The following is a 26,575-nucleotide window of genomic DNA, read 5'->3' on the forward strand; positions in this document are numbered from 1 at the left end:
TCTAAAAAAGCTTATTTTTTCTCTTTAGATTTCTTAGAAGATGGCAATTTAACATCATTGATAAAATAAAATAATGACTCTATTTCATCTGCTATATTCACATCATTAATAATACAATCTGGTCTTTCTAATAATTTTATAGGTGCAAAATTTAGTACACCCTTAATACCAGCATTACATATTACATCAAACATTCTCTGTGCTTCCAAATCTGGAACTGTTAATATTGCTATCTCTATTTTGTTGTTAATAATGAAATCTTTTAATTCATCTATAGGAAGTATTGGAGTAGGTGCATCTCTATCTATCTTTTCTGGATTATGATCGAAAGCTGCAATTATCTTTATAGACTCATTCTCAAATCCTCTATAGTTAACCAAAGCTTTACCTATTTTTCCATAACCTATTAATATTATATTATGTGATATTTGTTTACCTAATATATTATCTATTTGGTCTAACAAATCATCAATATTATAACCGCCTTTTTTGTTGCCTGATATGTTAAACAATGAAAAATCTTTTCTTACCTGAACAGAGGTTATTCCTATTGCATCACCCAAATTATTAGAATATGCTTTAATAAATCCAAAACTCTTCATTCTTCTTAATGCATTTTTATATTTTAATAGTCGCATTATTTGTGTTCTACTAATCATTTTAAAACCTCTATAGTGTTTTTTATTACATATACATATTAAATTATATCATAATAAAGTTTACTGTCAATAATTTTAGATTATTAACAATACAATAATATTATTTATATATATTTTATTTTGATACAATATATTATTATATGTATCTTTAAGTATATAAAATATAAACAAAAAGTAAAATATAAACGCACAATTTTTTTATTTTTTATTAAATATTAGAATTTATTAAAAAATTATTGTGGAAATAATATCTTTTTATTATATAATAATAAGTATGATAGATTATAAAGAGATAGCAGACAAAATAAAATCATCAAAATATGCCGTAGCATTCACTGGTGCAGGCATAAGTGTAGAAAGCGGAGTGCCTCCTTTTAGGGGAGAAAATGGGCTTTGGGAAAAACATGGAAGCCAATTCGCTGAAATTTCATACTTTACAAGACACCCTAAAGAATCTTGGCATTCATTGAAAAAAGTATTCTACGAACCTATAGATAATGTTAAGCCTAATAAAGCTCATTTAGTATTAGCAGAGTTAGAAAAAAGAGGCATAATGCGTTCTGTAATAACTCAAAATATAGATAATCTTCATCAAGAAGCAGGAAGTAAAATAGTATATGAACTTCACGGCACTGCACAATATGCTGTATGTATGAAATGCCATAATAAATATAAAATAGATAAAAAAATATTATCAATGGACCCTCCTACTTGCGAAAATTGTAATGCCATATTAAAGCCAAATTTTGTATTTTTTGGAGAGGCTTTACCTACTTACGATTTTCAAAGCTCTATAGAGGACGCTCAGAAATGTGATTTATTTATCATCATAGGCACAGGCGGAGAGGTCATGCCTGCTGCTCAGATTCCTCATATAGCAAAGAGAGCTGGTGCAACAATTATGGAGATTAATCCAGAGCCTTCTAATTTTACAAATTCAATAGTTGATATTTATGTTAAAGAGAAAGCAGGCGTTGCATTCACAGAAATAGAGAAATATTTATAATTTTTAATTAGCAAATGATAAGATTATTTCAAAATTTATTAATTAAAATTAAAAAATATAAATGCAGTCCTTTTGCTTCTTTGGGTCATACCCACAGGCACTTCCTACGGTCGCCAAAAGAAGTGGGGGTTCTACCCTACGGGTACGCTTCGCAGGGGGGCTAGTCCCCGAGAGAAGTAAAAACATAAAAAATAAATTTTTACAAACTTAAAATTTTTTTTAGTATATATTAAGACTATTATTTTCTATCAATTTTTTGTTGTTCTTTTTCCCGCAGCTCGCACCCATACCTAAAGGTACTTCCTACGGTCGCAGGCACTCCCTTCGGTCGCGGTGCGGACTTCGTCAAAAGAACCAAAAAGTGCAAATAATAATGCTAAATCAGTTAATGGCAAAGCAATGCAAAATTTAAAACAAAATTATATCTCTATCAAGTTGATGCCGTATTTCTTTGACAATTCTTTATACTTCAAATTGCATTTTATTTCATCGCCTATTGAACTGCAGCAATTCATCATCACATAAAGCTTACTTCTAACACTGCTGTCATACTCTTCGCATAATTGCTTAACAGTTTCATAAACGCAATAATCTTTTGCCTCTCCGCATATATATATTTTATCATAATCTTTCATTGTATAAATCCAAGTATGAGAATTATTAGAAGTATACTTACTTACAACTTCTTGTTTAATAGCTCCGTACATTTCGCTGAACTTATCTGTGCCTTTAACTATTCTATTAACTGTAGTATTTTTTGCTCTCTCATAAAAAAGAAGCATATTAGATAATTGTTTTTCTATAAGCCAGCCGTCTGTAGCATATATACAATGATAAGGCCAAACGATTAGGTTTTGACTGCCTTGCGATTTTAATGTTCTTACATAATCAATTTGAATATCTTCAAAAACAGGTATTACTTCTTTATTTTCTATTTTTTCTATTGTAATTTCTGTAAAAGGCTTAACATCATTACCTTCTTTATTTTTCCATAAACAAGGATGAAATATAGCATCATATCTATGAGTGTCTATTGTGGTGTATATTGCTGAAATTGAATTTATATTCTCAAAAATAAATTTAGTTATTCTTGAAATATCTTGTTTAGCACCGCGTACAGGTAATGCACCTTTTTCTGCGTCTACAAAATCTCTCTGTGCATCAACAATAAGCATTGCATAATTATTTTCTGATTTTTTATTATTGCTGCTACTTGCAAACTCTTCTGCTAATTTATATATATCGCTTTGTTTGATTGGGTTTTCTTCTTTAGCTATATAATCTTCGTTAACTATTTGTTTGTATTCCATAAATAAATCCCCTTATACAAGCTTATTCTATATACATGATAATATAATAATAATTTTTGTAAAGCATTTTTGTTTTATAATTAATTATTTTAGTATATGGCTAAGCTATAACTCTTATATGTAATTCTATATTGATTTATCAGAAATTAATTTTTATTTTTTTATTATTTATGGGGGCTTTGCCCCCATACCCCTAGTTCTTTTATTGGTATAAAAGAACCAAAAGAACTGCATTTTATAAAATCTACCTTTAGGTATATGTTAAATTTTAGATGTTATATTACATCTAAGATATATTGTAAAATATAAAGTTGTAGTATTTGCACTTTTTGCAACTTTTTGCTGCGGGAAAAAGTTGAATAAAAAATTTATACAAACAGTAAATTAAAATAATATAAATATTCATTAATTTAGTATTATAAAGAAATCTATTTTATATGCTTTGATAAAAATATTATTTGCCGAGAATTATAACAGAACTTTAATACTTGTTAAAAATACGAGGTGTTGTTATGATGAAAAAAATATTTGTATTAATCTTAATATCATTAAACACATTAATACTAAATGCAAACATCAATAGCATATTAAATCAAAATAAAACCTACGAAATATATAAAGCTGATTATAAAGAAAAAACATTTAATGCAGTAAGATATATCAATAACAATTATTCAAAAGAACAAATAAAAGCAAAAAATACATACTCAACTTCAAGCATAGATGTGTATTTAGAAAACGGACTTACAGTAGATGAAAAAATATTAAAAGAAATATTATCACAAACAATGAAAGCTTATGAATTAGAAAAATATTTATACGGAGATATAAAAACAAAATTAATACTTCTCATAATGGATATAAACGGCGGACACACAGGAGCTAAACCATATATGCAAGGCTACTCCATATTTGAAGGCAATTACAGCGAAATAGAAAACGAAAATAAGAATATAATATTTTTAGATTATATAAACGGCTGGGATAATGTTGATTCTGTATTAAACACAATAATTCATGAACTTCAGCATATAATTCATTACAGCAATTTGAGAGAAAGCAAAAAAACAGATTTTGATGTGTGGGTGGATGAAGCATTATCCGAAGCAGCAGTAATAGCATACAGAGGATACTTACCAGAAAATCGTCTTCAATACTATAACAGTGATTCTATGTATCTTATAACAAAAGGAGATTATTTTGTTAATTGGTCTAGCGGTTATACTGTGCATAAATATGCAACAGTTTCGCTTTTTATGTATTGGCTAGCTATACATTCAAAAAACGGCTTTGAAATATATAAAGACATAGCAAATGCACCAGAAGAATACAAACACACTTACAAAGCAATTCTATATGCTGCAAATAAAAACATAAAGCAGTTTAAAGATTGGAGCGAACTATATGCTACATGGCTTGAGGCTAATTATAAAAATGAAACAAGCGGTTTATATGGATATAAAGGAATAATAAACACAAAACCAAAAGTGATAACAGCATCTGCAAACTTCCCAATGTCTCCGGGTGCGGCAATATATGTACAGGGAGATTTTTTCTCTGATGACAAACTTCTTAGATATGTTGAGCTTGGCAACAATGTTTATGTAGTTTATAATCCAGATGTTAATGCTAAAGGCAAAGACAGATATTTGATACTAAACTCATATTATTGAGATAGATTTAGATAATTATATTTTATCATACAATTTTTTGTTTTTTATTCAACTTTTTCCCGCCTTCGCACCCACAGGCACTCCCTTCGGTCGCTGTGCGGACTTCGTCAAAGAACCAAAAAGTGCAATTGATTTTAATTATATATATGTTAAAAAAACATATATAAAACTATATCCATTTTTGCATATACCAAAATAATGTTATATTAAAATGCAGTCCTTTTGCTTCTTTGGGCCACCAAAAGAAGTGGGGGTGCGGGGGCTAGTCCCCGAAATACACAAAACTAATTTTTTAATTAAAAATATATATTTATAACTGCATTTATATTTATTATGCTAATTGGCTTTATTGCAAAATTGCTCTTTTTAAGAACTATAAATTTATCTTTGTCAATCTTTGAGTTCTTATAATTTTTTATAAACTTTACTCCATGCTTGTTTATATTATTATATTTTATACTAAGCGTTAGAGTTTCTCTTTTGCTGTTTAATATATCAAAATAAAATATCTGATTAATCTTATCAAATCTCATATTTTCAATTCTTTCAAACTCTGTGATAATTATTTTATAATTTTCTCTCTTGAAAAAATAACCATAATCAAAACTAATATTTTTTATATCCTCATAGCTTTCAAAAAAAATATCTTCTAAATCTTTTTTTATAGAATCAATAAACTTAAAATTAACACGTTCTTTTAATTGAAAATTAGTATTTTTGTTTAATGAAATTTTATTGTCATTATTGGTTCTAAAATTTTCAATACTGCTTTTATTTTTTGATAAATCCTCTATTGATAAATTATTAATATTTTTTTTTGTGTAATTTAATTTTATATTGTCATAAATACTAAAATTATTATTACTTTCATAAAAAGTAGGCATTATATTTGATATAGAATATATTTCTTTATTATTTAAATTATAAACATAAGAAGTAGAACCCATATATCCGCTTGAAAAAACAAATGGATAAGCACCTATTCCAATAAACTCAGAATATCTATTTTCTATATATTTGCTTTTTTTCTCTCCTATCAGTTTATTTAATGTTTCATTGTCAGATGCTTCTATATATCTTATTAAATTATAAATTTTGGCAAGCGTGTTAAACATCAATAATTTATTAAAATAAGCTTTTTTATTAATCATAGCATCAATTCCATTAGCAACACTTCTAAAAAGTTTTGAAAGTGATGGTATATCTTTTATTAATAATTGTGTGGCAATATATTCTGCCTTGTCAAAATCATTTTCATTGCAGGAGTATATTCCCTTTTTAAAAATATCTTCTATAAACATTTTTGAAAATGAAATTAAATTATAATCTATTTGTTTATATTCTTCTTTTATCTCTTCAAGATTATTATAAAACTCTTTGTATTTTAATATGGCTGCTATTTTATGATAGCATAAATTATTATCCTTACAGATAGAGCAGATTGATTTTTCTATGCGGCTATTTTTTTCAAAATAAATTACAGCTTCTTTTAATTTTATTTCTAATATGTTATCTTCTTTTATATTTATTTCTGGAGTATTTTTTAAAATATCCAATGCATATTCAAAGTTTTTTTTGCTTGATATTTTTTTTAATTCATCTACTGAAGTATTTATTATGTAGTTAAAATTATTTTTATTAAAAGACTCTTCTTCTTGAATATTATAATCTATTTTAGAGAGATAATCTCTTATATAAAGAATTGATATTATTATATGCTTACAAATAGTTTTTGATGGGCAAGAACATACTGAGCTTTTTATTTCATCGTTTTTAAATATTACTTCTACATCTTCAAAAGAGACTTTTATATTATCATCATCAAATTTTATATTTATAATATCTTTAATCTTTTCAAAATCTTTTAAAGCTCTGTTGTATATACCTTTATTTGTAAGAGATATAAGAAAGTCTTCTTTGCAATATCTTTCTAATTCTTTTAATTTTTGAAACAACTCATCATTCATACGAGTTCTATAATATAATAAAATAAAAATTTTTAAATATATTATTTAGATTAAAGCATATATAAATTATCCGATATGTAAATTAATAGGAGTTATAATATATGAAATTTGAATTAACAAAAGAAGAATTGAAAAAAATTAATACATCTATAAAAATAGAATTTCCAAAATACACAACACAATTAATGAATTTAGCGAACCAAAATGCTCAAGGTACACGCCCAAAAGTGGTAGGAACTTTGTCTGAAATATTTCAAGAGTATATTGATAATAATCAAAATATAAACATCGAGAATTGGAAAAAATGGTATTTAGAAAACTATCCAGATGCAATTGATAATGCAGCAGAAAAGATAATGGAAAATATAAAAAATCTTCAAGAAGCCATTAAGTTGATAACTAAAGAAATGATATATGAATGGGCAGAAGACTTAGTTATAAACAAAACTTTTAACGGATTATATATACAAAAAGCAATACTTCAAAAATTGGCGCAAATTAAAAAAGAAAATTACAGACTAGCTACAAAAGAAGAAGAATCTCATGGAATAGATGGATATGTTGGAAATACTGCATATTCTATTAAACCAATTACATATAAAACAAATAGATTAAATGAAAAAATAAATGTAAAAATGATTTATTATAATAAAATCTCTGAAGATAGCTTTGATATAGAAATCGAAGATTAATTTATATTTAATAAGCTCAAAAAACTTTTTTTATATATATAATCAGATTCTCTTTCCACATCAACATATCCTGTTTTTATTAAATGTCTGTTTATAAAAGTTTTATTTTTTAAATATATGTAGCAAAGCATATTATTATCATCATCATACTTAAGAGAATCATATTTTAAAAATATTTTTCTTTTTTTTAATTTACCTTCTAAAAATTCTATAGCTTCTTTCTCAAATTTTTTAATAGGTTTAATGCCAATGAGTTTAATTACAATATTGTTGTCAATTTCAATCTTATTAGGGCTTATTATCTTTTTTACTTGAAAGAATTTTTCTTCTTCTATTTTTTTATTATCTATCTTTGAACCAAATTGTATCTTTTTTATATCTATTTTTTTATCCATTTTATGCGGGTCTTGAAATATATATGGTAAATCTTTTTCAAAATTTTTTGAATCATTATCAACATCAAATATAAATTTATTATTTAAATCATTTTGTTCTACATTCAATTTATTTTTTATAATAGGAATAAAATCCTTATTAATTTCGTATCCTATAGAATTTCTTCCAAGATTTTTTGCAGCTAATAAAGTAGTACCGCTTCCAGCAAAAGGGTCAAATACTGTTTCATTAACAAAAGAAAACATCTTTATTAATCTCCTAGGAAGTTCTTCTGGAAACATAGCTATATGTTCATTTTGTTTGGCTCCACCAAAAGTCCAATGTGAAGCAAAATATGTATTCCATTCTTCTTTACTTAATACCGACTCTTCTTTTTGTTCTTTTGTAGGTTTTGGAGCATTACCTAACTTTTTAAATATTAAAATAAACTCATAATCTATTTTTAGTATTCCATTTCGAGGATAAGGAAAACTTCCCATTACAGAGCCTCCACCAGAAGTATTCATAGTAGTATTTTTTTGCCATATTATTGCACCCATATAATCCATACCTAAAGCCTCACAAAATCTTATAATTTCTGTTCTTATAGGTATTACTTTATATCTGCCGTAATATACGGATCTAGCAAATTGATCGCCTATGTTTATACACAATCTGCATCCGTCAGATAAAATTCTATAGCATTCTTTCCAAACTAAATTTAAATTATTAATGTATTCTTCATAACTATCATTAAACCCTATTTGATTTTCAGAACCATAATCTTTTAATTGCCAATATGGAGGAGAAGTAATGATTAATTGCACAGATTTATCTTTTATTTTGCTTAAATATCTGCTGTCGCCTAGTATTATTTTATGACTAATCATGAAATTATTTCCATTTTGAAAGATTAAATATGGTGTTTTATTATGTTATAATTTAACGATAATGTCAACATATTAATTTATAATATTTTTTATTGAAATATTTAACTTATTAAAATATACTGATATTTAACTTTTTTACTTAAATAACATTAGAACATAAAAAATTATTGACTTTGTAAAAATTGAGAATAATAAAACAATTAAAAGAACATAACAATAAATGGAGATAAATAAAAATGGAATTACTAGCACCAGCAGGCAATAAAGAAAAATTGGAAGTTGCATATCATTATGGAGCAGATGCAGCTTATATAGGAGGTGCTTTATTTAATTTAAGACATCAAAGCAAAAACACAACTATAGAAGAACTTGCTCAATGTTCAGATATTGCTAAAACCCTAAACAAAAAAATATATCTTACATTAAATGCATTTTTGCATGAATATGATAAAAATAATTTAAAAGACTATTTAAAAGAGATATCAAGTTTAAATATAGATGCTTTTATTGTATCAGATTTGGGAGTGTTAGCAGCAGTTAAAGAAACGATACCAGATGCAACTATTCATATAAGCACGCAAGCATCAGTTACAAATAGCTATTCTTGTAAAATATATGAAAGCCTCGGGGCAAGCAGAATAATATTAGCAAGAGAACTTTCATTAGACGAAATAAAAGAGATTAGAGATAATACTGATTTGGAATTAGAGAGTTTTGTACATGGGGCAGTATGCATGTCTTATTCTGGAAGATGCCTACTTTCAAACTTTTTAAATAATAGAGATGCAAACGGCGGAGAATGCTCTCAGGTTTGCAGGTGGAATTTCAAAACCTACATAGAAGAGAAAACAAGACCTGGCGAGTTTATGGAGATAGAAGAGGGAGATGACCATTCTACAATATTGAGCAGCAGAGATTTACAAATGGCAGAATATTTGCATTTACTTCAGAAGGCTGGAATTGATTCTATAAAAATTGAAGGCAGAATGAAGAGTGTTTATTATGTTGCTAATACTGTGAGAGTTTATAGAGTTTTATTGGATTTGCTTGAAAGAGTAGGTTATGAATCTTATCCAGAAGCTATCAAAAAAGAGCCTATTGCAAGTTATTTAAAAGAGTTAGACACAATAAGCAGAAGAGAAAGCGATACAGGTTTTTATTTTGGTCGTGATAATATAAAACCAACATTAAAAGGATATTTAAAAGGCAGAAGGCTTATGGGTATGATTGCAGATGACAGCGAAGAATATGCAAAAATAACAGTTTACAACACAATAAAAAATGGTGATGAATTAGTATATATAGGCAAAGATTTTCTAAAGCATAATGATAATAGATTTAAGCTTTTTATAAAGACAGAAGAAAATGAGTTTATAGAAGTTGATAATATTAGAAATGTAGATAATGCCTATATAAAATCAAGTGTTCACAATTTCAAGAAATACGACATTATCACTATAGAAGAATAATATAGGAATAAGAGAATAGAAAAAATAAATATATGATGATATTAGCTGTAGATTTCGGACGCAAAAAAACAGGCACTGCATTTATGGATATGAATATAAAAATTCCTTTTCCATGCAAACTCATAGAAGAAAGCAATGCAAGAAAAGTAAAACGTGCTTTAATGGACATAATAGAAGAGAAAAAAATTGATACAGTTGTTTTTGGGCTTCCTTTATCAGATGAAGGAAAAGAGAGCGAATGGTGTGCAGAGATAAGAAGATTTTCTGAATTTCTTTTGAAAAGCGTAAAAGTAAACATTGTATTTGTAGATGAATATGGTACTTCAAAAGAAGCTGATTTTATTTTGAGAGGCAAAAAGAAAAGTGTTAAAAAAAAAGCTAATGATTTAATTGCTGCTGTTTTAATATTAGAAAATTATCTTAGTATTTTAAATAAGAATACTTAAAAAATACATATATTATTACTATAAAAGAATATTAAATCACCTTATAACAAAATACATATTTCCATAAAAAATATAACTTTTATTTAAAAAATTATGTAAAGTAATTTTTTTAAATATCGATAATTATTATATAAATTAAGGGATGGTATTTTATGTTTAACTTATATGAAGAACTTACAAAAATTGAAATAATTCTTAATAAAGAAATAGAAGTCTACAAAGTTATATTGGAAGATGAAGAGAGAAAAGTAAACTCTATCATAGATACAAGACTTCAAGATGTGCATATGTACTGCGATCATCAAAATGAAAAAATGAAAGAGGCTAATGAATTAAGAAAGTTAAGAGAAAATATTACAGACTTAATAATATTAAATAAATTCCCTCATCTTTCTCAAACAGCTACTTTGTCTGATATAATAAGAAAAATACCTCTAAATAAAACAGCTAAAATATCCTCACTTCGTTTGGAGCTTGTAACTTTAATGGCTAGATTAAAACATCTAAATAAATTAGCACCAAAATTATTTGATGAGGCATTAGACTTTTTTACAGATATGAAAGAAGTATTAAATGAAAGTAAAAAAGTTGGCTACAACAACAAAGGAAAAGAACATTTACTTAATAGAAAATTATCTGTATTAATAAACAAGCAGGTATAATAATAATAAATAAAATAATAGCTTCATATTAATAAAATAATATGAAGCTTTTTTATTTTAAATATATTTTAATTAAAAAATATTAGTTTTTAGAACATCTTTCATTTATTTCTTTAACTAAATTATCTATTTTTTCATCGTCCATTCCATGACCTCTGCAGCCTTCTTCAAGACTTTCCCAGCTTGCAACATGACAACCTACACAATGAAGGCCATAGCTCATCATAATCTCTACTGAATCTGGAAATATCTGTATAATTTCCCCTATACTCATATTTTTATTTATCATAATTTTTCCTCTCTTATAATTTTTTAGTCTCTATATAATATATATAATATGATTTTTTGTCAAAAAGTAAAATGATAATTATCTATTAAATACTATTGGATAATATTCATTATAATTTTTTATATATTTTCTTAAATAATTTAAATTAAACTCTCCTGTGTTTTTTAGAGTTTCTTTTTCAATATTAGCAAGCTTTTTTACCATAGAGCTATTTCCGAGTTTTTTATAAACACGCTTAAAAGTCATAATGAAAGATAAACTATTATGATATGTAATATCCTCATCAAAAATAGAAGCAGCCTTCTCTAAACTAAAACCATCTTTGCAAGTAAGTGCAAAATAAGCATACAATAATAATACATAGTCATGACAATTTTCGCTATAATTATCTACAGCTTCTTTTATTAGTTTTAATGCCAAAGCTTCATTTTTGTTTACGCCTATTCCATTATAATAGCAATGTGAAAGCGCCGCTTTAGAACAAGATGAATGATAATTATTCATTTTTGCTATCTCATTTGCTTTATAATATATTTCAAAAGCTTTGTTTTCATTCTTCTCTATTCCTCTTCCTAATTCATAAGCTCTACCTAAGATAATATGAGATGGTTCGAATGTGCGGTATAAATCAATTGAAGTATTAGCCATTCCTATTGCTAACTCAGGAGAAGGGGTTAGAATGTTTCCATAAAATAGCTCTTTTGAATATATATAATATGCAAAAAAGTCATTCATATTTATTGCCATCTCTAAATACTTAATGCCATCATAATAATATTTTTGAGGTATATTGTATATCATCACTTTTGCTATTTTTCTATATATGATTGCTTTGTTTAGTTCACTGCTGTTTAACGATATTTTTAAGTTTTCTATTATAGTTTCATAATCATGAGATTTGGTTTCTATTAGAGAGAATGCATATATATACCTTAAATGATACATATCTTCATCGTTATTAAAATGTTCTATGTTATTATTTAAATTATCCAATATTTCTTTTGCAGCTAATACTGCTTCTTTATAGTTTTTTAATTTATAAAAAGAAAATGTTTTATATATTAAAGCTCTGATATCTTTTGATTTGTTTAAATGCTTAATAACCTTTTTATAGTCTTCATCTGTTTTGGCATTATAATAACAAAATTCTAATATATCATTATAAAACCATTCACTAAAGTCATCATTGTTTTTTAATATATCATCAAATTCATGTATAGCCTTATCAGTTTCTCCAATATAAGCATATAGATTAGCTTTATAGTATTTATATTGAATATATTTTTTATCTAAAGAGAAATTTTTTATTATTTTATCTAATATATAAAATGCTTCATTAAGATGTTTTTTTTCTGCATAGCATCCTCCGCTTACAATATAATCATGTAAAGCCTCAGCCTTGCCAAGCATAGCAGCCAATTTATATTTATTATCATTTTCAAGTAGTATGTCATAATTTTTTATGGCATTCAAATAATCTTTTTTACTAAAATACCATTCAGCCCTTTCATAAACAGCATTATAATTTTTATCATTAAGCTCTATAGCTCTGTTTAAAAAAAGCAAAGCATCATAATAAAACTCGCTATCTACCCCCTTTTTAGCTAATGCTATAGCCTTTAAAAAATAAGCATCATCATAAAAAGGAAAATCTTTTATAAGTTCATTAGCCTCATAATCTGCTTTAATTAATATATTTAAATTATAATAGCAAAGTCCCCTCTCAAACCTCGCAAGTTTAGACTCTTCAATATCAACCCTTTCAATAAAATCATCATAATACCCAATAGCCTGATGAAAGTCAGAAGCATTCTCTCCATTGTTTAAATAGCTATTACCAAGTATAAGTAGAGCATCATAAGCTTTTTTGTCTTTCTCAAATAAAACCTGTGCATATTCTCTTTCTTTATCTATATTTCCTATATCTCTATTTAAATACATTAATCCCCTATAGGCATCAATTATATTAGGGTCCATTTCTATAGAATGAAGAAGATCATACTCTATATTTGAATATATTAAAGAAAGATTTGCACTTGAATAATCATACTTATTTTTTTGTAAATCTATAAATCTAAACTTCCCTCTCATATAAAACGCTTTGGCATTATCAGGGTTTTTATATATTAATAGGTTTAATTCTTCTATGGCTCTTTTATAGTCACCATCATTAATATATCTATTAATATCTTCCAAAGAATCCATAAGAATAGTTCCAATTTTTTATAATATCAAAATTATAATATTAAACGAATTATAAATCTATAAAGCATAGTTATTAGAGGAGGTACTACCATTTGAAGTATAAGCAAAAATACAAGAGGAGATAAATCTATAACTCCTATTATAAGCTTATCTCTGAAATTTCCAAAAACTTTATCTATAACCCCATCGGTAATTCTATAAAAGAAATTAACTATAGGATTATAATAATCTAAATGTATAGCACCAAAAGCAGTAAGCCAGCTAATAATAATCCATATAAACCATATAAAAGAGTAAAGCCTTAAAGCCTGCATTATAAGAACATATATAAAATTAATAATCTGTATTAACATAAACCCTCATTGTTATTTGATATTGCTTAAAGCCTCATTAACATCTTTGGCAGTATTTACTATAGTGAGAAATCTTGTAGCTTCAAACAAACTTGTTAATTTGCTGCTCAAAGAACAAAAATAAACTTTTCCGCCATTTTCTCCAGATACTCTTAAAGTGGAAGCTATTAATCCCAAAGCAGAAGAACACATATAATCTATATTATGAAAATCAAACACAAAATTTAATATACCTGCATCTTTTATATAATTAAGTTTTTCTTCTAATATATCAACATTTTCAGATATGATATTTTTTTCTATATTAATAATAGCAGTCTTCCCATCTATAACAGTACTAACCATACTTATTACTCCTTATATACATTTTTTAATTTTATTATATATAATGAAAAAATCAATATTATAGTTTTATATAGTCTAAATAAAATTATTTATCCCATTCAATTAATATAGGGCAATGGTCGCTTCCAAGAACATCAGTTAAAATATCAGCTCTTTTAATATTATTTGATATTTCATTATTAACAAAGAAATAATCTATTCTCCAACCTACGTTTTTTTCTCTGGAACGAGTTTTCATATCCCACCAACTATAATGTCCGTTTTCTTTTACAAACATTCTAAAAGTATCAGTAAAACCGCTATTTAAAAATTTTGTTATACGTTCTCTTTCTACAGGTAAAAAACCAATACTCTTTTCATTTTCTTTAGGTCTAGCTAAATCTATAGCCTCATGAGCAATATTCATATCCCCGCATAATATTACATTAGTTTTCTCTTTTAATTTTATCATCTGCTTAGTCATTTCGTCATAAAAAGAAAGCTTATAATTAAAATGCTCCTCAGATTTGCCGCCATTAGGAAAATAAACATTAAATATAGTAAAATCATCAAACTCTAAAGCAAGTATTCTTCCTTCTCTGTCTGTGAATTTAGAACCAAATTTATTTTTTATTTCTTTATTAGGTTTTAATTTAGTATATATAGCAACTCCGCTATAGCCTTTTCTTATTTCTGGGTCAGCGGGGTTAATAAATAATTGATAGCCTTCTATATTTCTCAAATCTTCTGGAAGCTGTTCTTCAAAAGCCTTTGTTTCTTGCAGGCATACTATATCAGCATCCTCTTTTTTTATAAAATCTAATAAGCCTTTTTTATATGCAGCCCTTATGCCATTAACATTCCAAGAAATTATTTTTAGTGTACTCATACATTGCCTTTAATAAGTTATTTAGTATTATACTAATAATTTCATTATTTGTCAAAATTGGAAGTTCTATTTATAAGCAGTTGAGTTTTTTTATGAAAAAATATTAAGTTTTTAAAATATTATTAAAGAAAGAAATTGTTAATTTGAAGCTATATTCCCGCTATCGGCATTTTTTTTAAAAAAATTAGTATTTACTTTTTTTAAAAAAATATTATAATATGTTTATATATTATGTTATTATTTTGTAGGGGATGACTAAATAATATACAAAACATAATAAATTTGGAAATTATAATTTTTTAATGACTATTCATGGAGGGTAGTAACTATGATTATCAACAATAATGTTTCTGCATTAAATGCAAACAGGCAGTTAAACTTAACTGGCAATCAAATGACAAAAACAATTCAACAACTTTCAAGCGGTATGAGAATTAATACTGCAGGAGATGATGCTTCTGGTTTAGCAGTATCTGAAAAAATGCGCTCTCAATACCGTGGTTTACAACAAGCTACTAGAAATGCTCAAAACGGCATATCTTTCATTCAAACAACTGAAGGTTATTTAAATGAAACTACTAACATTATGCAAAGAATGAGAGAATTAGCTATTCAGTCTGCTAACGGTATATATTCTGACAGCGACAGAGCTTTAATTCAAGTAGAAGTTAATCAATTAGTAGCTGAAGTTGACAGAATCGCTTCTCAAGCTGAATTCAACAAAATGAATATGTTAACAGGTCGTTTTGCTGCTGACGGTCAAACTCCTATCACTTTCCACATTGGTGCTAATATGGATCAAAGAGTATCTGTTAATATAGGTGCTATGACTGCTGCTAACTTACAAGTTGGCGGTGATACTCCTCTTTCTATCTCTTCTGTTGAAACTGCTAACCAAGCTTTAGGAAGAATAGATGAAGGTATACAAATGGTTGTTGCTCAAAGAGCAGAATTAGGTGCTGTTCAAAACAGAATGGAATCTATGGTAAAAAGCTTAATGATAGCTACTGAAAACACTATCGCTTCTGAAAGTGTTATAAGAGATGCTGATATGGCTCAAGCTATGGTTGCTTATACTCGTGAACAAATCTTACAACAAACTGGTGCTGCTATGTTAGCTAATGCTAATATGAAAAATCAGTCTATAATGAGAATTATAGGATAATTTAGTCGTCTTATTACAAATATAGTAAAAAGCTCATTGGTATTTTTGTACTGATGAGCTTTTTTATAATGTGAAGAAAAAATATTTTATATTAATTATGCTATATTTTAGATTCTAAATTATAAATAATTTTAGGAGTTGTAATATGATTTTAAATACAATTGAAGATTTGCAAAAATATTTTAAAGGTGTTAAAGAAAGAGCAAATCATCATGCTGGAAATGTTAATAATATAATATATCCGTTATTAAGTTTTGTTATATTATATTCTTCTTATATAAATGCCAGAGAATATAAGGGCGAACTTGCTAATATCGTAAAAGTAAATATAAAAAAGAAAGACTTATGTATTATGTATGAACATGAAACAGGAAATATAATTATAAAAGAAAAAAATCATAAAGGAACACCTTTAAAAAGTTTTAATAATAAATCAACAATTGAAGATATTAAAGATTTTTTTAACAAAATTTAAAATAATTATTATAACGTTTCCATTAATTCTAATATAATTCCGTCAGGATCTTTAAAATATAATGCCTTACTTTTTGAAAATCCGTAAGAAGTAAAATCAAACTCTTGCGGCTCTGATAAACATTCTACGTTATTATCAATTAGATGTTTATATACTTTTTCTATATTATTTACTCTGAAGCAAATTTCTGATGTTGAAATTTTATTTAATTTAGGTTTATCTTTTATAGTTTCAGGACTTACAAACTGCAATAATTCTATAGGAGGAGCTATTATATTATCACTGCCGTTGAGATAAGCAATTTTTACTTTGCAATTATTCATAGCAAAAAGAGCATCGGTTTCTTTTCCTTCCATAACAGCCTCACCTATCAATTTTAATCCTAAAATATTTTTATAAAAATTAATGGAGTTTTCTATATTGCTTACTGTGATTCCTATATGCATTACTTCTTTTAACATATAATTTACACCCTTAATAAAACTTATTTTCTATATAATTTTAATAAATTAACATAAAAAATCAAATAAATAAAAATATTTTTTAACAATTTTTAAAAGTTGACAATAGTTGTTTTCTAATATATAATTACAACGAGTAAAATAATCTATAAATAAAAAATCTAATAAATAGAGGTGTAATATGTCAGGACACTCCAAGTGGGCTAGTATTAAACATAAAAAAGCCGCAAATGATTCAAAAAAAGGTAAGATTTGGTCAAAAATAGCAAAAGAGATAACAATAGCAGTAAAAGAAGGCGGAAGCCCAGACCCAGACCAAAATGCAAGATTAAGAATGGTAATATTAAAAGCTAAAGGCACTAACATGCCTAATGATAATATAGATAGAGCCATTAAAAGAGGTTCTGGTGCAGGTGAAGGTGCTAATATAGAAGAGATGTCTTATGAAGGTTATGCTCCAGGCGGAGTTGCAATCATAGTAGATGTTGCTACAGATAACAAAAACAGAACTGCTGCTGAAATAAGGTCAATATTTAGTAAAAATGGCGGAAACTTAGCAGAAAGCGGTGCTGTTTCTTGGCAGTTTAAGAAAAAAGCTGTTGTAATGGTTCCTGCTGCTGGAAATACTGAAGATGCTTTAATGGATATAGTACTCGATGCCGGTGCTGAAGATATTGAACAAGATGATGAAGTATTTACAGTTACTGGACCTATGGAGGCTTTATCTTCTATAGTTGATGCTTTAAAAGCTAAAGGTATAGAGCCTGAAAGTGCTGAGATTGTACGTATGGCTGATAATACTATGACTATAGCTGAAAATGATGCTAAAAAAGTTATGAAAATAATTTCACTTTTTGAAGACCATGATGATGTTTCAGCTGTAGCTACTAACTTAGAAATTACAGATAACTTAATAGAAGAAGAATAATATTATTTAATGATAACTTTAGGTATAGACCCGGGATTTGCTAGGTGCGGTTATGCTTTTATAGAGGCTAAAAACTCCGAGTACAAAATAGTAAATTCTGGGCTTATCGAAACCTTTTCAAACGAAGAATATAATCAAAGACTTTCATTTATATATACTCAATTAGATTCACTTATTAAACAATACAAGCCAGATAATGCTTCAATAGAAGAGCTTTTCTTTTCAAAAAATACAAAAACTGCAATAAAAGTTGCTGAGGCAAGAGGTGTTATAATATTAGCGCTTACTTTAAATAATATAGAGTTTAAGGAATACAAACCAAGAGAAATAAAATCGCAAATAACAGGAAACGGAAATGCTAATAAGGATGCTGTTATAAAAATGGTTAATCTTTTTACAGGTGCAAATATTAAGCAAGATGATACGGCTGATGCTGTAGCTATTGCTTTGGCACATGCTTCAAGAAACAGAATTTTAAAATAATTTTTTATAATTTGTATATTATTATTAAAGCTTTTCTATTTCTTCTATACTTAATCCTGTGTATTTTGATATCAAATTAAAATCTGCCCCATCTTCTTTCATAGATTTAGCTATTATTAATGTACTGTATTGTTTTCCTTTCTCTATGCCTTGTTCTATACCTTTCTCCAATTCTCTATGAAGTGTTTCTCTTTGAAAATATTCTTCTGCTTCCTTTATCTTATATACATCAAGTAAGGGATTTTCTGATATAAATGATTTGCATTTTTTATCTACTTCATCAAATATTGTGTTTTCTTTTATTAGGTTTGACATTCTCTCGCCTCCAATAAAAAATTTGTACCAACTATTTAAATCTTTATTTAGTTGTTTATCATAATTAAATTTCGGTAATTCTAAAAAATGAAATTGACAATGGTCTGTAAGTATTTTATTGTGTTTTAATTCTTTTAATATATAACAACTGTAGCAATCTTCTATGCCGTCAAATAAAACAAAATCTAAGATATTTATACTTATAACAGGTAGAAGTTTATTATAATCATCGCCTTTATTTAAGTTTAAACTATAATTGCTTGCCCAATAAAATAATGTTCTCTTAATAAAAGTTTCATTGCCTTGTAATTGTATCTCTATTATAACAACTTCTCCAGTATCGGCTGTGCATTTTATATCCACTACGCTTTCTTTTGAATTAAGATATTTCTGCAAATTAAATGGATTTAGTATCTCTAAAGTTTCAAAAGTTTTGAAATTCAAATTATCCATAACAGCATTAACAAAGTTTAATACTATTTTTTCATTTCCAAGATTTGAAAAAAGATACCTTATAAAACAATCATTCTTTTTGTTTAATGTATCTACAGTGATGCTAAACTCATTCATAAATATATTATAGCAAAATGGAAGATAAAAGTCAAAATATGGATTTTGTTAGTGTTTAAATATATTATACATAGTTTAATACTTCTTTTATAAATAGATTATTTGATTTAGAAAGGTCTACAACTTCAAGATAATTTGCATCTGTACCATCTTCATTTTTCATAATAGATAGTATTGGTCTTAAAGGCAAATTATTATTTTGCTGTATTACTCTTGCTGTTTGTCCATTTGATAATTTTACTTTTGTATTGTTCGGATAAAATCCTATAGCTTTTTGAAAATGTTTTACTATATCCATATCAAAATCTTTTTTAGAAAGCGATATAATAATTTTCATTGCCTTATCTGCAGTACAAATTAAACCGTCATTTCCATTAACAATGAGATTATTAAACTTATTTGCTATAGAAACTACTTTACTGTATAGTCCTATATCTCTATTTTCTTTTCCAAAAGGATAACCGCTGCCGTCATATTTTTCATGATGCTCTAATATTATATCTGCAATATTATCTTCCAAATTATCTCTCTTAGCAAGTTTATATCCATGCGTTGTATGCTTTTTTAACATATTGATTTCATCTGCAGTTAAATTTTTTTTGTTTAATAAATATTCTTGAACTAATACTTTTCCTATATCATGGAGCAAAGCCCCAAGCATAATATTGGATATATCAGCTTTTGTTAAATTCATTTCTATTGCTGTGATGGCAGATAATGCAGCAACGTCCACTGCATGTTTATATATAGATTCATCTTTTCTTTTTAATATAGCTAAATAAGAATGAGCTTCTCTATTTTCTAATATAGAATTAAGCATAATATCAACATCTTTTTTTAATTCTATAAAATCAACAGTACCATTATTTTTTGCTATATTATAAGCATTTTTAGTTTTTTCTATTGTGATATTATTAATATCTAAAGCTTTTTCGCTGTCAATTTTTAATATTTCTTTGCCGTTTTCTTCTATTATAACTCTTTTATTTAATTGGTTTTTAATGCTATTATCGAAATTGTTTTCATATTTATTTTCTATTAACTCTACAACAGATACGGTTTCAATGGAATTTTTTTTTAATAATTCTATAGTGCTTTTTGTTACAATAGAGCCCATGTCTATTATAATATTATCATTGCTGTCATATACATTAGAAGCTATTTTCATTCCTTCTTTAAGTTCTGTTATTTGTATATTAAACATATTCTCTCCGTTTTTAGCTATATATATTTCGGCATAAATTATAGTTTTTTATACAATTATCACTTTATTATTAATACAAACTCTCTTTTTTTGTTTTCAGCATATTTAGAACAAAGAACTCCAATTTCATCTATGATAATATCTTCTGTAGGCAGAGTTAAATCCATACATAAAGCAACTATTTTATTTTTTGAATATATTTTTTTAACAGCATTAAGCACTTTTGAAAGTCTATAAGGAGTATCCAATACTATAACAGGAACATTTAATTTTTTTAATTCTATTAGCTTTCTCTCTCTTTCTCTGTCATCTCTGGGCAAAAGTCCAGCATAATAAAACTCTCTAAAATTAAAAGGCAAACACATAATAGCCGCTGTAACACTGCTTACACCGGGTATGGGTTTTACTTTTATATTATAAGAATAACAATATTCAAGAAGCTCTCTTCCTGGGTCTTCCAAAGCCGGTGTTCCGCAGTCACTTATAAGAGAGACAGTCTTACAATTTAATATTTTTATCATTATATCATCAATGTCTTTGCCTTTTTTTGTATGCTCGCTGAACTCTATTAATTTTGATTTATCTATATTAAGGTTAAGGTTTTTAAAAAGTGTAGTAGCCTCTCTAAAACTTTCAACTAATATAATATCACTTTCTGTTAATATTTCTTTAAGCCTCTCGGTATTATCTTTATAATTACCGATATCTCTCGAAGCTATGTAAACTACAGGCATCAAATTATTGTCTCCTCATTATAATATTTTTATTAGTATGCATATAATCCCAATTATTATTTATTATATTATTGCTTATAAATATATTTGTAAAGAATGTATTTGTAAGGAAGTTGTTAGCTTTAGAACGTTCATAAGCTTCATTAAGTTTTTTTACTTTTAGGTTTAAAGCTCTTGCTATGCTGTATGTTTCTTTGTCTATGTTGCCGTCTATATCATTTGTCCTAAATCTGCATTGAAAAGCGTACAAAACTTTCCTTGATTCAAAGTCCCAAATATTATTAGTAGGCATACTTGTATAACCATATTTTATAAACTCATTTTTTATATCCATTACAGTAGCAGTTCTATAATCATTGCTCATCATAAAGTTACTGTAATCTTCTTCATCATACCATATACCCAAATCATATTCATCGTATAATCTTTTCCAAGGGAATTTTGGTCCTGGGTCTTTTTTTCTGTATGGTGCTATATCTGAATGACCTAATATATTATAAGGTCTTATTCCATATTTATCTACCAGCTCTCTAAGAAGATATGCTACTTTTTCTATTTGTGATTCTTCGTACTCTAAATACTCATCGTAAGGAGTAAAATATAAGTTTTCAAGCTGTCTTTTATTCATTCTTGCAAGCTGTTGCGGGGTGTTTGTTACTTTTTGTATATAGCCTAAATTTACAATTTCTATTCCAACTGAGCTATCATTAATGCTGTATCTATTTTGGTACATTGTAATTCCTGCATGCCAAGCTCTGTTTGTATCATCTACAAGTTTATATATAGGTTCATTTGCTCTTGTTGTTATCAAATAATGCGAAGATACTCCCGGGTCTGTCAATACTTTTAAAGACATATCATCATCTAATGCAGTGTAATGAAGTATTATATAATTAATTCTTAAATTGTATGAACCAGATTTATAAAGAGTTGATATTCTTGGTGCTTTTTTTCTTTTGTTTATGGCAGGTGCTGTAATTTCTTCTGTATTGTTTGAGCAAGAAACGATAGCACTTATAATAAATAATATAAAAATATGTTTAAACATAACAAGCTGCTCCATTAAATCTATAACGCATAAAACCATTATAATTGTCCTTTATATCTATATGTGCAAAATGAAAAGCCTGAGCTGTATTTATTCTTGAATGCTTATGAAGTAAATTTGAATAAAAACTCATAATAAAATCATTGTATGTATTATCGGATAAACTTCCAATTCCAGAAACTATAGTGTTTACACCGCATGATAAAAATGATTTTACTATATTGCTGTCATTCATATTGCATGCATTAATAAAAATCAATTTCGGAGGATTTTCTAATGCAGAAATATTATTCAACATATAATCTTTACTTAAAGATAAACCATTCGAATGCCCATGTGTAATAATATGCACTATGTCGTAATTTTCTAAGACTTTTACAAACTCAAAATAATTATGTTCTTTTTTATATATATCAATATTTAAATTGTTATTAACAGATAATTTCTTTAATAAATCAATTTCTTTGTCATCGTTTATGTCATTGTATGGTATTGATACTACAGCAATTTTTTTATTGTTTGTAATCTTTTTATGCATTACATTAACAGCACTAATATAAGAGAATATTATTTTTTCGGATAAAAATTTATTATTGTATGATAATATATCCCAAGGTATTGAAGAGGTTGTTTCATCAAGATTTAAATAAACTATTCTAAAGCCTTCAAACAAATGCTCTCTAAAATCTTTTTCTGGTATAAGCATATTCATTAAATAATTTCCGATTTCTAAATATTTGCTTATATTATCATTTTCGCTGTTTGATTTTTTTAATAATCTTAAATATTCTTTATATATGCTGTTGTATGCGTCAAAATCAAAAGTTTTTTTATATTCTGCAATATATAATGATGGATAAGTTTCTATTGCTTTATAATGAAATATATATTCTTTTTTATTTTGCTTTTCTACGGTGCAGCTTAAAAATGTTTGAGAGAGATTTTCGTTTAGCAAAATTAATCTTTCTTTTAGCTTTGAAAAAATATTTTCATCTATATTATAAATTGAAAAATCATTATATTTTTCTTCGAGGTTGTAATATATTCCTCTTCTTTTTTTGTAGGTGTCTGTTATGTTTAAATACAAAAGACTATCTTTTTCTGTTTTAGTATTTAAATCTATTTCGTATGTGCCGTATAATTTATTTTTTTCATTGTCGTACAAAAATATATTTATTTTTTCTTTTTTGTTTATTTTTTTCAATTGAGATTTTTTTATTTTTATACACTCAAAATTTGAAGAGTCAAAGAAGTTTTTATTTTGCGTTACAATATAATTACTCATAAATTATTATTTAATATTCATTCCTATAAAATATTTGTATTATACATTAAAGATATATAAAATTAAAGCTATGTAATTTTAATTTTTTAGAAAAATTACATTTTGTTTATTTTTGCATTATTTTCGGGGACTAGCACCCTGCGAAGCGTGCCCTTAGGGTACGAACCCCCATTTCTTTTACCGACGCTCTGCGTGCCTGCGGCAATGTACCTTTCGGTATTGGTATAAAAGAACCTTATATCTTTCGGATACGCTTCGCGAAGAACTGCATTTTTATTATAAATTTTATAATTTAATTGTACGTTAAAATGCACTCCTCCGCACGACTAAGAAGTTATAATTAAAGCATAGCATTACCGTGCGGAAAACTCATATGGCGAATACTTCAAAGAAAAAAATAATTGTGAATAAAAAAGCACTCCTCCGCACGACTAAGAAGTTATAATTGAAGCATAGCATTACCGTGCGGTAAGCCGCCGACCGTAGGGAGTGCACAGCTAGGCGAGTAGTGCGGCAAGGTGGTACAGCTCGTACGCGGGAAAAAGTTGAATAAAATAAAAAGATTATATAACAATAATTACATAAAAACATGTTGAATAAAATGAAAAATGTAATAGTATATTAGGCAAAATTATTTTTATTAAGGAAACAAAAATGAAAGTATTTATTAGTGCAGATATAGAAGGAGTAACAACTACTACACAATGGCCAGATACAGATATGGGCTCATTAACTTATAAAGAGCATGCATTACAAATGACTAAAGAGGTTAATGCTGCTTGTGAGGGAGCGATACTTGCTGGTGCTAAAGAGATATTTGTTAAAGATGCCCATGACTCTGCTATGAACATAGACCAGACTGCTTTGCCTGATATTGTAAAAGTGCATAGAAAATGGAGCGGGGATCCTTATTCTATGGTTGAGGGTATAGATGAGAGTTTTGATGCTGTAATGTTTATAGGATATCATAGTCCTGCTACAAGCGGAAACAATCCTCTATCACATACTATGAATAATGCAAGACTATTTAGCATAAAGTTAAATGATGCTGTAGCAAGCGAGTTTATGTTTTTTAGTTATGCTGCAGCTTATAGAAATGTACCTTCAGTATTTTTGTCTGGAGATAAAGGGCTTTGCGATGATGCTAACAATATGGACCCTAATCATCCTAGTTTAATAACACTTGCTGTAAAAGAGGGTGTTGGCTATTCTACTATTAACTATTCTCCTAATCTTATGATTAAAACTATTAAAGAAAAAACTGAAGAAGCTTTAAAACAAGATTTTAAATGTTTAAAACTTCCAAAGACTTTTAAGCTTGAAGTAACTTATAAAGAACATGGTTATGCTTATAAGATGTCATTTTATCCTAATGCTAAAAAAGTTAATGATAACACAATAGTTTATGAGAGTAATGATTATTACGAGATACTTAGAGCTATGAAGTTTATTTTATAATTTTTATTAATTTTATTAAATAAGTATTATTAATTAAATATAATAATATTGCTTTTAAAAAATTATATTATATAATATTACTACAAAAAATAATTTAATATATGGATTAATTTATGAAAAAAGTAAATGTTTGTTTATTGGGTGCTTCAGGTGCCGTTGGTAAAGAGATGCTTAAAATATTGCAAGAGAGAAAATTTCCTGTTAATGAATTAAGATTATTAGGTAATAAGACAGCAGGTCAGAAGGTTATTTTTAATAATAAAGAATATACCATAGAAAAACCTACTAAAGATTCTTTTAAAGATATGGATATTACTTTGGTTGCTGTTGGAAGCGATGAGAGTAAAAAGTTAAGTCCTTTGGCTGCAAAAGCTGGAAGCGTTGTTATTGATAACAGCAGTGCTTTTAGAATGGATAAAAATGTTCCTTTAGTAGTTCCAGAGGTTAATCCTGAAGATGTTAAGCTTCATAAAGGCATTATAGCTAATCCTAACTGCAGTACTATTATTGCTTTGGTGGCATTAGCTCCATTACATAAATTTGCTAAAATTAAAAGAATAATAGCTTCTACATATCAGGCAGTATCTGGTGCTGGTAAAGAGGGTATGGAAGAACTTCAGCAGCAAGTTTATGATTATGCAGAGCAAAAAAAGTTAAATATAAAAGCTTTCAAATATCAAATATTATTTAACTTAATTCCTCAAATAGATGCATTTGACAGTAAAACAGGCTACACTAAAGAAGAATTAAAAATGACTAATGAGGGCAGAAAAATATTACATGCTCCAGATTTACAAGTAAGCTGCACTTGTGTTAGAGTACCTGTTTTAAGAAGCCACAGTGAATCTATAACAATAGAAACAGAAAAGAAATTAACAGCTAAAAAAGCTAAAGAATTATTATCAAAAGCTAAAGGTGTAAAAGTGGTAGATAATCCTTCACAATTTAAATATCCTATGCCTTTAGATACAACAGACCAAGATAATATATTTGTTGGAAGAATAAGAGAAGACATCAGTGCTAAAAACTCTTTAACTTTCTGGTGTGCAGGCGACCAAATAAGAAAAGGTGCTGCTACAAATGCTGTGCAGATTGCTGAGTTGGTATTGCCTTTATTAGATAAGGAAAGCAAAAAAGAAGAAGCTCCAAAAAAGAGAGTTTGCAAGCCAAAAAAAGCAGCAGCAAAAAAAGAAGTAAAAAAGACTGATAAATAATAATATTATTTAGTAAAATGTTATAA

Annotated in this window: 27 protein-coding genes; 12 read left to right on the forward strand and 15 right to left on the reverse strand. The window is 27.1% G+C overall.

The window, feature by feature from the left end; translation table 11 throughout:
• Positions 1-11: 11 nt before the first annotated feature.
• The gene (locus tag R4I97_RS03615; RefSeq protein WP_335783731.1) at positions 12-659 is read right to left on the reverse strand and encodes a redox-sensing transcriptional repressor Rex; all 648 of its coding nucleotides are present in this window, start codon (positions 657-659) and stop codon (positions 12-14) included.
• A 274-nt stretch (positions 660-933) separates the two neighbouring features.
• Between R4I97_RS03615 and R4I97_RS03620 the strand changes: the two genes are divergently transcribed.
• Entirely contained in the window at positions 934-1,665 is a 732-nt protein-coding gene (locus tag R4I97_RS03620) for an NAD-dependent deacylase (protein ID WP_335783732.1), read from the forward strand.
• A 419-nt stretch (positions 1,666-2,084) separates the two neighbouring features.
• Here the strand turns inward: R4I97_RS03620 and R4I97_RS03625 are convergent, their stop codons facing one another.
• Positions 2,085-2,975, reverse strand: coding sequence for a nicotinamidase (locus R4I97_RS03625; protein ID WP_335783733.1), 891 nt, complete (start codon positions 2,973-2,975; stop codon positions 2,085-2,087).
• Between the two features lie 512 nt (positions 2,976-3,487).
• Here R4I97_RS03625 and R4I97_RS03630 point away from each other — a divergent pair.
• Positions 3,488-4,648 (forward strand): peptidase M30, hyicolysin, encoded by a 1,161-nt coding sequence (locus R4I97_RS03630; RefSeq protein WP_335783734.1) that lies wholly within the window; start codon positions 3,488-3,490, stop codon positions 4,646-4,648.
• 296 nt (positions 4,649-4,944) lie between these two features.
• Here the strand turns inward: R4I97_RS03630 and R4I97_RS03635 are convergent, their stop codons facing one another.
• Positions 4,945-6,615, reverse strand: coding sequence for an SWIM zinc finger family protein (locus R4I97_RS03635; protein WP_335783735.1), 1,671 nt, complete (start codon positions 6,613-6,615; stop codon positions 4,945-4,947).
• A gap of 101 nt (positions 6,616-6,716) precedes the next feature.
• Between R4I97_RS03635 and R4I97_RS03640 the strand changes: the two genes are divergently transcribed.
• Entirely contained in the window at positions 6,717-7,307 is a 591-nt protein-coding gene (locus tag R4I97_RS03640) for an MjaI family restriction endonuclease (protein ID WP_335783736.1), read from the forward strand.
• Here R4I97_RS03640 and R4I97_RS03645 read toward each other — a convergent pair.
• Entirely contained in the window at positions 7,304-8,572 is a 1,269-nt protein-coding gene (locus R4I97_RS03645) for a DNA methyltransferase (protein ID WP_335783737.1), read from the reverse strand. The genes R4I97_RS03640 and R4I97_RS03645 overlap by 4 nt on opposite strands.
• A 236-nt stretch (positions 8,573-8,808) precedes the next feature.
• Between R4I97_RS03645 and R4I97_RS03650 the strand changes: the two genes are divergently transcribed.
• From R4I97_RS03650 to flgN, 3 genes are all read left to right on the forward strand, one after another.
• Positions 8,809-10,041, forward strand: a complete 1,233-nt coding sequence (locus R4I97_RS03650) for a peptidase U32 family protein (protein ID WP_335783738.1) — start codon at positions 8,809-8,811, stop codon at positions 10,039-10,041.
• A 35-nt stretch (positions 10,042-10,076) separates the two neighbouring features.
• Positions 10,077-10,487 carry a Holliday junction resolvase RuvX gene (gene ruvX, locus R4I97_RS03655; protein WP_335784058.1) on the forward strand — a complete coding sequence of 137 codons (411 nt, stop codon included), beginning with the start codon at positions 10,077-10,079 and terminating at the stop codon, positions 10,485-10,487.
• A gap of 152 nt (positions 10,488-10,639) precedes the next feature.
• Positions 10,640-11,149 carry a flagellar export chaperone FlgN gene (gene flgN / locus R4I97_RS03660; RefSeq protein ID WP_335783739.1) on the forward strand — a complete coding sequence of 170 codons (510 nt, stop codon included), beginning with the start codon at positions 10,640-10,642 and terminating at the stop codon, positions 11,147-11,149.
• A gap of 82 nt (positions 11,150-11,231) precedes the next feature.
• Here flgN and R4I97_RS03665 read toward each other — a convergent pair whose 3' ends face one another.
• The 5 genes from R4I97_RS03665 to xth all read right to left on the reverse strand — a co-directional run bounded on the left by R4I97_RS03665 (position 11,232) and on the right by xth (position 15,209).
• Positions 11,232-11,438 carry a DUF1858 domain-containing protein gene (locus R4I97_RS03665; protein WP_335783740.1) on the reverse strand — a complete coding sequence of 69 codons (207 nt, stop codon included), beginning with the start codon at positions 11,436-11,438 and terminating at the stop codon, positions 11,232-11,234.
• 78 nt (positions 11,439-11,516) lie between these two features.
• Positions 11,517-13,643: a hypothetical protein gene (locus tag R4I97_RS03670; RefSeq protein WP_335783741.1), complete on the reverse strand. Its 2,127-nt coding sequence runs from the start codon at positions 13,641-13,643 to the stop codon at positions 11,517-11,519.
• 32 nt (positions 13,644-13,675) lie between these two features.
• Positions 13,676-13,996 carry a YggT family protein gene (locus R4I97_RS03675; RefSeq protein ID WP_335783742.1) on the reverse strand — a complete coding sequence of 107 codons (321 nt, stop codon included), beginning with the start codon at positions 13,994-13,996 and terminating at the stop codon, positions 13,676-13,678.
• A gap of 12 nt (positions 13,997-14,008) precedes the next feature.
• Complete coding sequence (locus tag R4I97_RS03680) at positions 14,009-14,341, reverse strand: STAS domain-containing protein (protein WP_335783743.1); 333 nt, start codon at positions 14,339-14,341, stop codon at positions 14,009-14,011.
• Positions 14,342-14,426: 85 nt separating this feature from the next.
• A complete protein-coding gene (gene xth / locus R4I97_RS03685; protein ID WP_335783744.1) occupies positions 14,427-15,209 on the reverse strand; it encodes an exodeoxyribonuclease III in 783 nt (260 codons plus the stop codon).
• Between the two features lie 328 nt (positions 15,210-15,537).
• Here xth and R4I97_RS03690 point away from each other — a divergent pair, with 328 nt between their 5' ends.
• Positions 15,538-16,374 carry a flagellin gene (locus R4I97_RS03690; RefSeq protein ID WP_278775509.1) on the forward strand — a complete coding sequence of 279 codons (837 nt, stop codon included), beginning with the start codon at positions 15,538-15,540 and terminating at the stop codon, positions 16,372-16,374.
• A 145-nt stretch (positions 16,375-16,519) separates the two neighbouring features.
• On the forward strand, positions 16,520-16,849 hold the full coding sequence (locus tag R4I97_RS03695; RefSeq protein ID WP_335783745.1) for a hypothetical protein: 330 nt from the start codon (positions 16,520-16,522) through the stop codon (positions 16,847-16,849).
• Between the two features lie 8 nt (positions 16,850-16,857).
• Here R4I97_RS03695 and R4I97_RS03700 read toward each other — a convergent pair whose 3' ends face one another.
• Positions 16,858-17,310, reverse strand: coding sequence for a VOC family protein (locus tag R4I97_RS03700; protein WP_335783746.1), 453 nt, complete (start codon positions 17,308-17,310; stop codon positions 16,858-16,860).
• 181 nt (positions 17,311-17,491) lie between these two features.
• Between R4I97_RS03700 and R4I97_RS03705 the strand changes: the two genes are divergently transcribed.
• Positions 17,492-18,238, forward strand: coding sequence for a YebC/PmpR family DNA-binding transcriptional regulator (locus R4I97_RS03705; RefSeq protein WP_335783747.1), 747 nt, complete (start codon positions 17,492-17,494; stop codon positions 18,236-18,238).
• Between the two features lie 9 nt (positions 18,239-18,247).
• Positions 18,248-18,721: a crossover junction endodeoxyribonuclease RuvC gene (gene ruvC, locus R4I97_RS03710; protein WP_335783748.1), complete on the forward strand. Its 474-nt coding sequence runs from the start codon at positions 18,248-18,250 to the stop codon at positions 18,719-18,721.
• A 24-nt stretch (positions 18,722-18,745) separates the two neighbouring features.
• Here the strand turns inward: ruvC and R4I97_RS03715 are convergent, their stop codons facing one another.
• The 5 genes from R4I97_RS03715 to R4I97_RS03735 form a co-directional block, all read right to left on the reverse strand.
• Complete coding sequence (locus R4I97_RS03715) at positions 18,746-19,606, reverse strand: Rpn family recombination-promoting nuclease/putative transposase (RefSeq protein WP_335783749.1); 861 nt, start codon at positions 19,604-19,606, stop codon at positions 18,746-18,748.
• A gap of 64 nt (positions 19,607-19,670) precedes the next feature.
• Positions 19,671-20,810 carry an HD-GYP domain-containing protein gene (locus tag R4I97_RS03720; RefSeq protein ID WP_335783750.1) on the reverse strand — a complete coding sequence of 380 codons (1,140 nt, stop codon included), beginning with the start codon at positions 20,808-20,810 and terminating at the stop codon, positions 19,671-19,673.
• 59 nt (positions 20,811-20,869) lie between these two features.
• Complete coding sequence (locus R4I97_RS03725) at positions 20,870-21,544, reverse strand: SAM-dependent methyltransferase (protein ID WP_335783751.1); 675 nt, start codon at positions 21,542-21,544, stop codon at positions 20,870-20,872.
• Between the two features lie 4 nt (positions 21,545-21,548).
• Positions 21,549-22,592 (reverse strand): N-acetylmuramoyl-L-alanine amidase, encoded by a 1,044-nt coding sequence (locus R4I97_RS03730; RefSeq protein WP_335783752.1) that lies wholly within the window; start codon positions 22,590-22,592, stop codon positions 21,549-21,551.
• Complete coding sequence (locus R4I97_RS03735) at positions 22,585-23,877, reverse strand: CHAT domain-containing protein (RefSeq protein ID WP_335783753.1); 1,293 nt, start codon at positions 23,875-23,877, stop codon at positions 22,585-22,587. The genes R4I97_RS03730 and R4I97_RS03735 overlap by 8 nt, the downstream gene beginning before the upstream one ends.
• Positions 23,878-24,531: 654 nt before the next feature.
• Between R4I97_RS03735 and R4I97_RS03740 the strand changes: the two genes are divergently transcribed.
• Both R4I97_RS03740 and R4I97_RS03745 read left to right on the forward strand, forming a co-directional pair.
• On the forward strand, positions 24,532-25,335 hold the full coding sequence (locus R4I97_RS03740; RefSeq protein WP_335783754.1) for a M55 family metallopeptidase: 804 nt from the start codon (positions 24,532-24,534) through the stop codon (positions 25,333-25,335).
• 113 nt (positions 25,336-25,448) lie between these two features.
• Positions 25,449-26,549, forward strand: a complete 1,101-nt coding sequence (locus tag R4I97_RS03745; protein WP_335783755.1) for an aspartate-semialdehyde dehydrogenase — start codon at positions 25,449-25,451, stop codon at positions 26,547-26,549.
• Positions 26,550-26,575: the final 26 nt, after the last annotated feature.

Source organism: Brachyspira pilosicoli (assembly GCF_036997485.1).
Classification (GTDB): domain Bacteria; phylum Spirochaetota; class Brachyspiria; order Brachyspirales; family Brachyspiraceae; genus Brachyspira; species Brachyspira pilosicoli_C.

What these genes read in the sequence shown, in the direction of transcription:
- R4I97_RS03615 (WP_335783731.1), bottom strand. Translation starts at nt 659, where the DNA reads ATGATTAGTAGAACACAAATAATGCGACTATTAAAATATAAAAATGCA.
- R4I97_RS03620 (WP_335783732.1), top strand. Translation starts at nt 934, where the DNA reads ATGATAGATTATAAAGAGATAGCAGACAAAATAAAATCATCAAAATAT.
- R4I97_RS03625 (WP_335783733.1), bottom strand. Translation starts at nt 2,975, where the DNA reads ATGGAATACAAACAAATAGTTAACGAAGATTATATAGCTAAAGAAGAA.
- R4I97_RS03630 (WP_335783734.1), top strand. Translation starts at nt 3,488, where the DNA reads ATGATGAAAAAAATATTTGTATTAATCTTAATATCATTAAACACATTA.
- R4I97_RS03635 (WP_335783735.1), bottom strand. Translation starts at nt 6,615, where the DNA reads ATGAATGATGAGTTGTTTCAAAAATTAAAAGAATTAGAAAGATATTGC.
- R4I97_RS03640 (WP_335783736.1), top strand. Translation starts at nt 6,717, where the DNA reads ATGAAATTTGAATTAACAAAAGAAGAATTGAAAAAAATTAATACATCT.
- R4I97_RS03645 (WP_335783737.1), bottom strand. Translation starts at nt 8,572, where the DNA reads ATGATTAGTCATAAAATAATACTAGGCGACAGCAGATATTTAAGCAAA.
- R4I97_RS03650 (WP_335783738.1), top strand. Translation starts at nt 8,809, where the DNA reads ATGGAATTACTAGCACCAGCAGGCAATAAAGAAAAATTGGAAGTTGCA.
- ruvX (WP_335784058.1), top strand. Translation starts at nt 10,077, where the DNA reads ATGATATTAGCTGTAGATTTCGGACGCAAAAAAACAGGCACTGCATTT.
- flgN (WP_335783739.1), top strand. Translation starts at nt 10,640, where the DNA reads ATGTTTAACTTATATGAAGAACTTACAAAAATTGAAATAATTCTTAAT.
- R4I97_RS03665 (WP_335783740.1), bottom strand. Translation starts at nt 11,438, where the DNA reads ATGATAAATAAAAATATGAGTATAGGGGAAATTATACAGATATTTCCA.
- R4I97_RS03670 (WP_335783741.1), bottom strand. Translation starts at nt 13,643, where the DNA reads ATGGATTCTTTGGAAGATATTAATAGATATATTAATGATGGTGACTAT.
- R4I97_RS03675 (WP_335783742.1), bottom strand. Translation starts at nt 13,996, where the DNA reads ATGTTAATACAGATTATTAATTTTATATATGTTCTTATAATGCAGGCT.
- R4I97_RS03680 (WP_335783743.1), bottom strand. Translation starts at nt 14,341, where the DNA reads ATGGTTAGTACTGTTATAGATGGGAAGACTGCTATTATTAATATAGAA.
- xth (WP_335783744.1), bottom strand. Translation starts at nt 15,209, where the DNA reads ATGAGTACACTAAAAATAATTTCTTGGAATGTTAATGGCATAAGGGCT.
- R4I97_RS03690 (WP_278775509.1), top strand. Translation starts at nt 15,538, where the DNA reads ATGATTATCAACAATAATGTTTCTGCATTAAATGCAAACAGGCAGTTA.
- R4I97_RS03695 (WP_335783745.1), top strand. Translation starts at nt 16,520, where the DNA reads ATGATTTTAAATACAATTGAAGATTTGCAAAAATATTTTAAAGGTGTT.
- R4I97_RS03700 (WP_335783746.1), bottom strand. Translation starts at nt 17,310, where the DNA reads ATGTTAAAAGAAGTAATGCATATAGGAATCACAGTAAGCAATATAGAA.
- R4I97_RS03705 (WP_335783747.1), top strand. Translation starts at nt 17,492, where the DNA reads ATGTCAGGACACTCCAAGTGGGCTAGTATTAAACATAAAAAAGCCGCA.
- ruvC (WP_335783748.1), top strand. Translation starts at nt 18,248, where the DNA reads ATGATAACTTTAGGTATAGACCCGGGATTTGCTAGGTGCGGTTATGCT.
- R4I97_RS03715 (WP_335783749.1), bottom strand. Translation starts at nt 19,606, where the DNA reads ATGAATGAGTTTAGCATCACTGTAGATACATTAAACAAAAAGAATGAT.
- R4I97_RS03720 (WP_335783750.1), bottom strand. Translation starts at nt 20,810, where the DNA reads ATGTTTAATATACAAATAACAGAACTTAAAGAAGGAATGAAAATAGCT.
- R4I97_RS03725 (WP_335783751.1), bottom strand. Translation starts at nt 21,544, where the DNA reads ATGCCTGTAGTTTACATAGCTTCGAGAGATATCGGTAATTATAAAGAT.
- R4I97_RS03730 (WP_335783752.1), bottom strand. Translation starts at nt 22,592, where the DNA reads ATGTTTAAACATATTTTTATATTATTTATTATAAGTGCTATCGTTTCT.
- R4I97_RS03735 (WP_335783753.1), bottom strand. Translation starts at nt 23,877, where the DNA reads ATGAGTAATTATATTGTAACGCAAAATAAAAACTTCTTTGACTCTTCA.
- R4I97_RS03740 (WP_335783754.1), top strand. Translation starts at nt 24,532, where the DNA reads ATGAAAGTATTTATTAGTGCAGATATAGAAGGAGTAACAACTACTACA.
- R4I97_RS03745 (WP_335783755.1), top strand. Translation starts at nt 25,449, where the DNA reads ATGAAAAAAGTAAATGTTTGTTTATTGGGTGCTTCAGGTGCCGTTGGT.